The sequence below is a fragment of the Persicitalea sp. genome (genome assembly GCF_041751555.1).
Taxonomy (GTDB): domain Bacteria; phylum Bacteroidota; class Bacteroidia; order Cytophagales; family Spirosomataceae; genus Persicitalea.
This window is the reverse complement of the sequence record NZ_JBGSXF010000138.1, coordinates 1-9,283: the sequence shown is the minus strand read 5'-3', so window position 1 is coordinate 9,283 and position 9,283 is coordinate 1. Positions and strand designations below refer to the sequence as shown.

Genomic DNA, 9,283 nt, shown 5'->3' with positions numbered 1-9,283 from the left:
TGAACAAATGAGAGTAGAATTTTCACAATCCATCGAAAAACTGGCGACGGAGGACGAGTCTATCGTTTTCATCACCGGTGACTTGGGCTACAATGCCTTCGAGAACCTGCGAGATACGCTGGGCAATCGCTTTATTAATGCGGGTGTGGCCGAACAAAACATGGTAGGCGTCGCGGCTGGAATGGCGTACAAGGGCTATAAAGTGTTCTGTTACAGCATTGCGCCTTTCGTGGTTTATCGTTGTCTGGAGCAATTTCGTAACGATGTTTGCTTTCATGATCTGCCCGTTTTTTTGGTGGCCAACGGCGGTGGTTACGGCTACGGCATTATGGGCAGTAGCCACCATACGCTAGAGGACTTAGCTTGTTTGACTGGATTACAGAATGTCACGGCACACGTTCCAGCTTTCTCCGATGAAATAGAAAGTGTCGTCAATCAAATTGCCAGCGTGGCCCGCCCTGCTTACCTTCGGTTGGGTGCGGGCAAACTAACTCCTGAAAACAGCTATCAATCAGGTTCTTTCAAGGTAGTCCATAAACCCGAAGCCCCAGAAATTTCGGTAATTACGTTAGGACCGATCACCAACAACGCGTTGGGTGCCGTGATTGGAAATGAGGAGTTAAATGACTTAGTTACTATAGTTGCCGCCAATACTTTCCCGCTGGAAATGCCGCAAGACATCCAAAAAATCTTGCATGAATCCTCACGCATTATCGTCGCTGAGGAACATGTGAGTACTGGGGGTCTGGCGCAACAATTATCAGTACAGCTTTTGGAAAAAGGCATCCGGCCCGATTCATTCCAGAGTTTTCGGGCGCAAGGATATCCAGATCACAAATACGGTAGCCAGCAATTCCACCAAAAGAATTCGCTGCTCGATGCTGCGAGCCTCGAAGCCGCCCTCCTCAACCTATTACAGCGCGCATGAGCCAGCGGGCTTCCCAACTTCTTGTGAGCCTGACGCTGCTGATCCCGATCGGGATTTTCTTCTGGGTCTGGAACTACTACGCTATCAATATCCCAAAATGGGACGACCACGCCCTCAAAGCCTTTTTGGTCGAGTACCTGCAAGCGCCCGATTTTTCAGGTAAAATTCAGGCTCTTTTCCGGCAACATAATGAACACCGGATCTCCGTGACGCGCTATGTAGCGTTGCTGGATTATAAAGTCTACGGAGCTCTCAATTTCAAGCGGTTGATGCTCTACGGGAATGTTACTTTACTGGGGATAATCGGGTTGTGGTGGATTCTTTTGGTAAAAAACAAAAAGCCTTTTTACGCTTTAATTCCAGTCCCCTTCGTTTGGCTGACACTTTCCCATTACGAAAACATGTACTGGGGCATGGCTGCCGTGCAGAACTTCGGCGTCGTGGTACTTTCGGCTTGGGCGCTCTACTGCTGTGTTTCTAGACGGCGAGGCCTTTTCATCCTGTCGTTATTGCTGGCTGCTTTGGCTTGTCTGACCAGTGGCAATGGCCTTTTAGTGCTGCCCATTGGGGCGGTGTTGCTGCTGCTTGCCCCCCGCTGGCGGCGGTTGATCGTCTGGCTGGCGGTAAGTGCGGGGTACTTGCTGGTATATTTTCTTGACTTTCAACGGTCACACGCTAGTCCGGACACACATTTTGGCGTGGGTAGTTTTGTCAAAGGGTACTTTTATTTTCTGGGATCTTTTGCTGAGGCATTCCCTGTACAGAACCATCCTCAAGCTGCCTTTTTTCTCGGAGCGATCATGTTTCTCGTGGCTATTTCCGTCGGGTCAGCAACATTGTTCAGCCTGATTAGGAACCGTTATGATTATGATTTTGCTAAAATAACTGATTTGTTCTGTCTGGGAATCGTCCTTTTCATTTTGGGGACAGCCGCGATTGTAGTGTATTCCCGCGTGGGGTTCGGATTGGAGGGATTGCTTACAAGTCGTTACAAGATATATTCCTTCCTTTTGCTCTTGGTCGCTTATCTCTATATAGTTATACCCATTCGCGGTAGCTTTTTGTCGCCTTACGTATCCGGGATTGTTTTTTTAAATGCCATGTATATGGTTTTCAGTAATCATTTCCATTTGGTCGATGCTTACAATCTGCGGAAGTTTCAGACAACTGAACACTTTAATTCGACCTATACCGATCACTCCTTAACCGCTTTCAAAGACACAACGCTGGCCGGATCTCTCGTAGAAGCTCCACCCGTTTTTTATGTTAGTCTGTTACCATTGATTCAAACTGCATCTCGTCAGTCCTTCGCTGGAAACACCGCCGGACTGACGGAATTATTTAATAATACCACTGTCCGGTTAACTGAGCAGGGCATCGAAATCCGCAACGACAATTACACCAGTCAACGGTTACAAGACAGCGGGGTTTATTTTGTGTTAAGCTCAGCCAAAAGGTATTACCTTTTTCCCGCCGACCGCCGCCGGAACACAAATCGGAAAGAACTTTTTCTTCACCAAGTCTATTTTGCCCCCGGCTTTTACAGTAATATTCCCTATTATAAAGTCGATAAGGGACGTTACGCATTCGGAATACTCTGGAAGCAGGGCGATCACGTTGGTATTCTGATGGGGAAAGATTCGATCACTACCCGGCAGCTTGCGGAGAAGAAAATTAGGACGAACTGGTGAAAACGCGCGCGACAAATTCGGGATACCTCATTCAGTTGGACGGCCTCCGTTTTGTGGCCGTAGCACTGGTATTGGTGGATCACTGGCTGGCTGAGTTCAATGTGGTTCCTTACGGACCGCTGGGCGTAACCCTTTTCTTCGTGTTGAGTGGTTTTCTCATCACGCGCATTCTGATGGTGAGTCGGGAGAAAAACATCGACCAGGAAGGAGGAATGGGTAAGTACCTGCGTAAATTCTTCATCCGCAGAACTTTACGGATTTTTCCAATTTATTACCTGACTGTCGCCATACTCTTTGCTCTGAATGTACCACCCGTGCGTGATACGATTGGCTGGTGCCTTCTGTACGCTACGAACATCTACATTGCCTTCAACCAGCATTGGATGGGCGTGATTGACCATTTTTGGTCGCTGGCGGTGGAGGAGCAGTTTTATATATTTTTCCCATTTCTTATTTTCCTGGTTCCGCGCAAGTGGCTGGTGACTAGCCTGGTGTCAATGGTTGTCCTGAGTGTGGCCCTGCGACTGTACTTTTATTTGGCGGGCTACGAGTGGATGGTCAACTACGTTTCAATGCCCATGTGTCTGGATTCATTCGGACTGGGCGGCCTGATGGCCTGGCTACAACTACGCCGTCCGGAGCTTTTTACCAAGATTTTTATTAATCCGATCTGGATATTAGTCGGTCTTGGTGCCTGGGTGTTGGTGGTAGTTTGGTCAAAATCTCAAGTGGAGCTGCACAATATCGCCAACGATGTCGTGGACCGCTTTGTTAGTTCTGTGTTTTGTGCCTTCCTGATCGGCAAGGCAGTGCTGGGTTTCGGAGGTTTTATGAAGTGGTTCTTGGAAAACCCAGTAAGTAATTATCTGGGCAAAATCAGCTACGGGATGTATTTGTACCACAACTTCGTCTATAATCATTTTCATACCCAGCCTAACCACCCTACCCTACGACTGCTCAACAAATTTCAAAGCTGGGCTCCTGAATTAGCAGGCACCATGGTTTTCCAAATGATTTTTTTCTTTTTGCTTACTGCTGGCCTGGCCGCTTTATCCTGGCAATTCATTGAAAAACCCATCAATAACCTGAAAGACCGATACGCCAGATAAGGGAATAATTTCCGTATTTTTGCCAATCGCTTTTTGATCCTGAGAAATGGGTTTCTCAGATGAAATCTCCGGATTGCCCCATCAATCAAGTACAAGGTACTTAATACTCCCTATTCTTATTTGTACGGGCGACCCATTTAAATTTAGTAAATCACCATTCAATATTCCCTAACGTTTTGTTACTAAGCATTGTAATGCCCGCCTACAACGAAGCCGACTGCATTGAGAAAGTCGTGGCGAACTGGACGGATTTCCTGAAAAACAAATTTCCGAATGATGAGACGACCCTCATCGTCATCAACGACGGCTCCAAAGATCGAACTGGGGAATTGCTGGATAAAATGGCACCTACGAACCCACGCCTCACGGTTGTGAACCAGCCCAACGGTGGACACGGGAACGCGGTGGTCAATGGGTATAAAAAAGCGGTAGCGCTTAACTCTCAGCATGTTTTCCAAACGGACAGTGACGACCAATTCGTTACGGACGACTTCGATAAACTGTGGGAAAAGCGGAATGAATCGAAATTCATTCTTGGTTATCGTGAAATAAGGCACGACGCAACGGTCAGACTATTCATCACCAGAGTACTTCGTGGTACTATTTCAACAGTTTACGGAACCTATATACTAGACAGCAATATTCCATTTCGCTTGATTGAAGGAAACTTCCTTAAAAAACTCCTTCAGCAACTACCCGATCCCGCACCTTTCGCCCCAAACATTTTTCTGGCTGTCATGGCCAAAAAGGCGGGCGAGAAACTTTATGACATTCCCATCACACATAAGGATCGTGAGACGGGAGAGGTTTCTATTGTGAAATGGAATTTGTGGAAAGTTTGCGTCCGTAGTTTCCGTGAACTACTCCGCTTCCGCATCGAGTTGAATAACAAAGTGAAATCATTGCGGGAATGATGAGTGGAAGTCTCTTATCAATTCTACATACTCCTTATTTTTCAAGACTTTGTGTGTCACGAGGTTTAACACTTTAAGTCCTTGCCCCTTTGAATCTAAAAAAATACGCGCTACCGATTCTGATTGTCGCCGTTTTGGCGGTGGCTGCTTATTTTTTGTTCAGGGATGGAAGTCAATCACGAGCAGCCTGGGGGTATATCCCAGCCAACGCCAGCGCGGTCATCACCAGTGAACGCTTACAAGACTCCACCTTTCTCGTTACTGAGGCGGCTATCAATGTCAAGCAATTTCCGCTGGTAAACGAAGCCGGGGGAAGCTTGTCGTTGCTGCTCTGGATCACGCCCGATCAGCAAGTCTTTGAAAGGACCCTGCGTCAAAAGACTCTTACCTTCTCGTACCATCCTCGAACTTCTTCTGGTTTCGGACTCATCCTCTATGTCCCATTAACAAATGAGATGGAGGTCGATTGGTGGTCGAAACCTAATCGACAAGACGTGCGGGTCTTAAGTCATTCCTACCAAGGAGTGAGCATCACCGATATTAATGACCTGAATTCCAAACCCGTTTGCTCATATATAATAAAGGACAACTACCTAATTATTAGCCAATACGGTGATTTGATAGAAGATGTAGTGCGTAGAAGTAAGGAGTCAGTTAGCGAATTTGCACTTAAGGATCAATTTCAAAATTCGAACGACTCACCCTACGGACTTAGCATCTATATCAAGAATACCATTTGGAAAACGCTGCTATCTGGTTTGCTCAATTCTCAGGCTGCCCTCTCCGAATTTTTCAAATTTTTGCCCACGTTTCAGGATTATCACTTATCAGACACCGACAAATTCAAGATTGTTTTTGAGTCGACAGGTGGAAAAACGGTTAAAAACTACCTGACTGCCTGGCTCGACGGACAAGTAGGCAAAGCGTTTAGCCGTCACCACTACATTTCTCAGCAAACTTCCCAGTTCTTTCGGATAGCCAGCGGAGATAGTCTGGAATTCAAAGAAAACTTTCAGGATTGGCATGACGACTACTCCTCCGCTGCGTGGGAGAAACTTCGCTATCACATTGATAATCAGCGGGATGAGCTGATAAATAATGTGGGTTCGGAACTGATTCTTTGTCAGATCGAAGGCAACAACACTATTACCGACGGCAAACTGGCAATGATCGAGTATGCCAACTACGACAAACTTCGCCCTATTCTCGCTAACTTAGCCCGTTTAGCGACGACCGAATCGAATGTATCGATCGACAAGTACCAAGGCTACGACCTGTTTTCCATCCCAATTCCCGAACTACCGTCCGCGCTCTACGGCCCGTTATTCTCGGGTTTTCCGCGAGCATATATCACTTATATTGCCCCCTATCTGGTATTTAGCAACAGCTCGCAAGGGTTACGCAATTATATCTCCGACTACGAGAATCGCATCACCTGGCAGCAGTCTCCAGAACTGGATAGCGTATTGATTTCCAGCCAGCCGCCCGCTCAGTTAGCGATGGTGGCAAGTTTGCGCAAGATCAACAGCAATCGAGCTATGGGCGGTGTTTTCTCAGAGAATATCGAAACCATTGTTTTCGAGTCTAGGGTAAATGGCCGCAGGATTATTCCGCAATTAACTATTCTGCCCAAGAAGCGGAGAACCTCTGGTAAAGTACTGAATCGTACTTTCCTGGCCGGAGAAATAGAATGGGTTGAGGGGAATGACGCATTCATAGCTATCTCTCAAAACCAAGACGAAGGAGCTGCCCAGCTGTTATTAGTTGATGAAAAATTTCGCTTGTTGAGGCCTGACGCCAGCTACGACAAGGCACTTCCAATCACTACGCTCGATGGGCCAGTCGTTGCTTCCCCGTTACGGGTAGATTTCCTCAATATAGGTCGTCAGCAACTAGTGCTTGCCACGCCCCAAAGTCTGTATGCTATTGACGAGGATGAAAACGGCATCGTGACAGCTATCAGGGTCGGAATTCCTTCTACCCAGCCAATTGTAGAAGTAGTTCGAATCGAAGGCGGAGGAGAAGGGAGCAGCCGATTTGTCGTTGTGGATGCCGCCGAAAACTTATTCTTGTGGGAGAATCCCGGTAAAATGCCTCGCAAAATCAACCGTTTCAAAAATTTTTCCGGCCTGAAACTACCCATCGTATCTCTCAACCAATTGGGTAGCCGCTCGCTAATCATAACCCAGGAAAATGGTCTGGTCTATCTGATCAAAGAAGACGGTACCATCCGGCCCGGCTTCCCGGTCGATATGCTGACGCGCATAGCAGGCGCCTTTGCCTGGACGCAAAACATCAATACAGCCCAACCCGAACTGGTGGGTGTGAGTGCGTACGGCGAATTGCTACGAGCGGATGTCGCGGGAAATATTTTGGAGCGAAAACAGCTCTATCGCCCGGAGTCATCGTCCCGATTCACTACACTTTTTGACTACAATTCGCTGGATTGGTTGTTTTTACGGGCTTCCAATACTCGCGCCGCTATCTTTGATCAGGCAGGCAATGAGCTATTCGAAATTGAGAACATTGCTCCAAATTCTAAATTACAATACCATTATTTTGGGGTTGACAATCGGTTTATATCTATTAGTTCGGGGGGCTATACTTCGATTTTTGACATGACCGGCCGTCGTTTGGGCGACAAACCTATTTCCTCCGATTTGCCCGTAAAGATATCCTATCAAGCGGCTTACTATAAGCTGTTCATTTTTGCCCATGAAGGTGAAAAGTACAAGACTTGGACTATAAAGATTCGCTGATCTATGAAAGTCGTGCGTGTTCTGGTATTGCTTTTTTTCGGGATGATCTGGCTGGCCGGATGTAGCAACGAGATTCTCGCTACTCTGTATAGAAACGAGATTATTCCTGACGATTACCGCTATGGAGATTTGTACCGTCTCGCCAATCTGGAAGAATTCAAGGATCCAAAAGCAGAATGCCCAGAACTACCAGTTTCGAAGCCAACGCAAAAGATTGCACTCTATATTATTGGCGATAGTTTTACCGAAAAGCAACGTATCGACTCCTCTGACTTTGCGGTAACGACCTATACGTGGGCACATTGGGGGGAGAACTTACATTTCAAACTAGATACGACTTTCCACAATATCATTCTATTGGAATCGGTCGAACGAAATGTCAGACCGCATTTTGGCGCACCCATCGCCAATATATTCCCTGATTCATCGACCTTCATTACTTTGCCGTCCGATACTCGCATTATGCAACGGCTCGACCGAATGTTTGCCTCGGATGGAGTAGAGGATCGATTGAACACCATTCTTTTTCAGTTCGATCATATGCTGAAATTCAGAGAGATGAAGAGCTGGATCAATCAGCGATTTTTCGACCGAACCGATCCAAAAGTGACGCTCTCAGGCGACGGCAGTACGCTGGCCTACTACGAAGACACCGATAGTACTTTAATAAATTCCTCCTACAATTACGTATCGGACACCGAAATTGACTCGTTGGTCGCAGTAATCAATTTTAATAAAAAGTACTTAAAAAAATTAGGTTTCGATGATGTCTGGTTTTCGATTATTCCTAATAAAGCCACGGTACTTATGCCCACCTACGGTACTTACAACCGAATTATCGACAGAATCAGCAGACATCCTAAACTTATGGTACCTAACATTGGGGTCATGAACGAGTTCAGGAAAATGAAGCAGAACGCTTATCTCATAGGTGATTCACATTGGTCTTGCGCAGGACAACGCATTTGGCTCGAAAAAGTGAATTTGTTGGTACTTGGGAACAGCGATATTTAGATTATTATCCCGTAATTCTGACAGAATGTGACGCCCATAAAAATAAAGGGTAGTTTACGAGATATAAACTTAAAGGAGAATCGCTTGTCCGAAAATTGATTGGGGCAAGAAACACCGTAAAAGAAAAACGAAGACTAGGGATTTGAGAGAAAAGGACGAGACGACTAGGTACTCACAAAAAATCCCCGCAAATTAATAATTTACGGGGATATAGAATATGAAGTAGGACGTAGCGGGCTCGAACCGCTGACCTCCGCCCTGTCAAGGCGGCGCTCTGAACCAACTGAGCTAACATCCTTTGTGGAGGACAAAGATACTAATTTGGCTGATTCTGCAAACGGTAGCGATATACTTTTTGCGAAGGTATACGCGAAAGCAGCAGCAACCCTGCAATAAAAATCACCATTAAAGCCAAAACGCTGTTGCGCATACTGCCCGTCATTTGCTCCACAAAACCATAGACCAGCGTCCCCAATACGACCGAGGATTTTTCGCACACATCGTAAAAGCTAAAATAGGAGGCCGTGTCCTGCGTGTCTTCGGGAATGAGTTTCGAATAAGTAGCTCTTGAAAGGGACTGCACTCCTCCCATTACCATTCCTACGACAGCCGCCAATACATAAAACTCATTGGCTTGGGTGATGTAGTAAGCACCTACGCAAATGCCTGTCCAAATCGCCACCCCAATCATCAAGGCGTAAATATTGCCCAGTTTCGACGAGAGATAGGAGAAAACATATGACCCAACTATCCCGACAATTTGAATCACCAACACCGTGATAATCAGGCTCTGGGCGGGTAGTTTCAGCTCATTGGCACCAAAAATAGTCGCAACGTACATGACGGTCTGGACGCCCATATTGAAAAT

At 46.4% G+C, this 9,283-nt stretch carries 7 protein-coding genes and 1 tRNA gene; 6 read left to right on the top strand and 2 right to left on the bottom strand.

Annotation, left to right across the window (positions count from 1 at the left end; all coding sequences use genetic code 11):
* From ACEW8P_RS04695 to ACEW8P_RS04670, 6 genes are all read left to right on the top strand, one after another.
* Positions 1-928 (top strand): transketolase family protein (locus tag ACEW8P_RS04695; protein WP_373511946.1); only part of this gene is annotated, 928 nt, incomplete at its 5' end.
* Positions 925-2,619 carry a hypothetical protein gene (locus ACEW8P_RS04690; RefSeq protein WP_373511945.1) on the top strand — a complete coding sequence of 565 codons (1,695 nt, stop codon included), beginning with the start codon at positions 925-927 and terminating at the stop codon, positions 2,617-2,619. The genes ACEW8P_RS04695 and ACEW8P_RS04690, both read left to right, overlap by 4 nt.
* Complete coding sequence (locus ACEW8P_RS04685; RefSeq protein ID WP_373511944.1) at positions 2,616-3,728, top strand: acyltransferase family protein; 1,113 nt, start codon at positions 2,616-2,618, stop codon at positions 3,726-3,728. Before ACEW8P_RS04690 ends, ACEW8P_RS04685 begins: the two co-directional genes overlap by 4 nt.
* 194 nt (positions 3,729-3,922) lie before the next feature.
* Positions 3,923-4,642, top strand: coding sequence for a glycosyltransferase family 2 protein (locus tag ACEW8P_RS04680; protein WP_373511947.1), 720 nt, complete (start codon positions 3,923-3,925; stop codon positions 4,640-4,642).
* 89 nt (positions 4,643-4,731) lie between these two features.
* A complete protein-coding gene (locus tag ACEW8P_RS04675; RefSeq protein ID WP_373511943.1) occupies positions 4,732-7,401 on the top strand; it encodes a hypothetical protein in 2,670 nt (889 codons plus the stop codon).
* A gap of 3 nt (positions 7,402-7,404) precedes the next feature.
* Positions 7,405-8,415, top strand: coding sequence for a hypothetical protein (locus tag ACEW8P_RS04670; protein WP_373511942.1), 1,011 nt, complete (start codon positions 7,405-7,407; stop codon positions 8,413-8,415).
* Between the two features lie 223 nt (positions 8,416-8,638).
* On the opposite strand, the gene ACEW8P_RS04665 is transcribed toward ACEW8P_RS04670, so the two are convergent.
* Together ACEW8P_RS04665 and ACEW8P_RS04660 are read right to left on the bottom strand one after the other, a co-directional pair.
* Positions 8,639-8,713, bottom strand: a tRNA-Val gene (locus tag ACEW8P_RS04665).
* An 18-nt stretch (positions 8,714-8,731) separates the two neighbouring features.
* A partial coding sequence (locus ACEW8P_RS04660) for an MFS transporter (RefSeq protein WP_373511941.1) occupies positions 8,732-9,283 on the bottom strand: 552 nt, incomplete at its 5' end.

What these genes read in the sequence shown, in the direction of transcription:
- ACEW8P_RS04690 (WP_373511945.1), top strand. Translation starts at nt 925, where the DNA reads ATGAGCCAGCGGGCTTCCCAACTTCTTGTGAGCCTGACGCTGCTGATC.
- ACEW8P_RS04680 (WP_373511947.1), top strand. Translation starts at nt 3,923, where the DNA reads ATGCCCGCCTACAACGAAGCCGACTGCATTGAGAAAGTCGTGGCGAAC.
- ACEW8P_RS04670 (WP_373511942.1), top strand. Translation starts at nt 7,405, where the DNA reads ATGAAAGTCGTGCGTGTTCTGGTATTGCTTTTTTTCGGGATGATCTGG.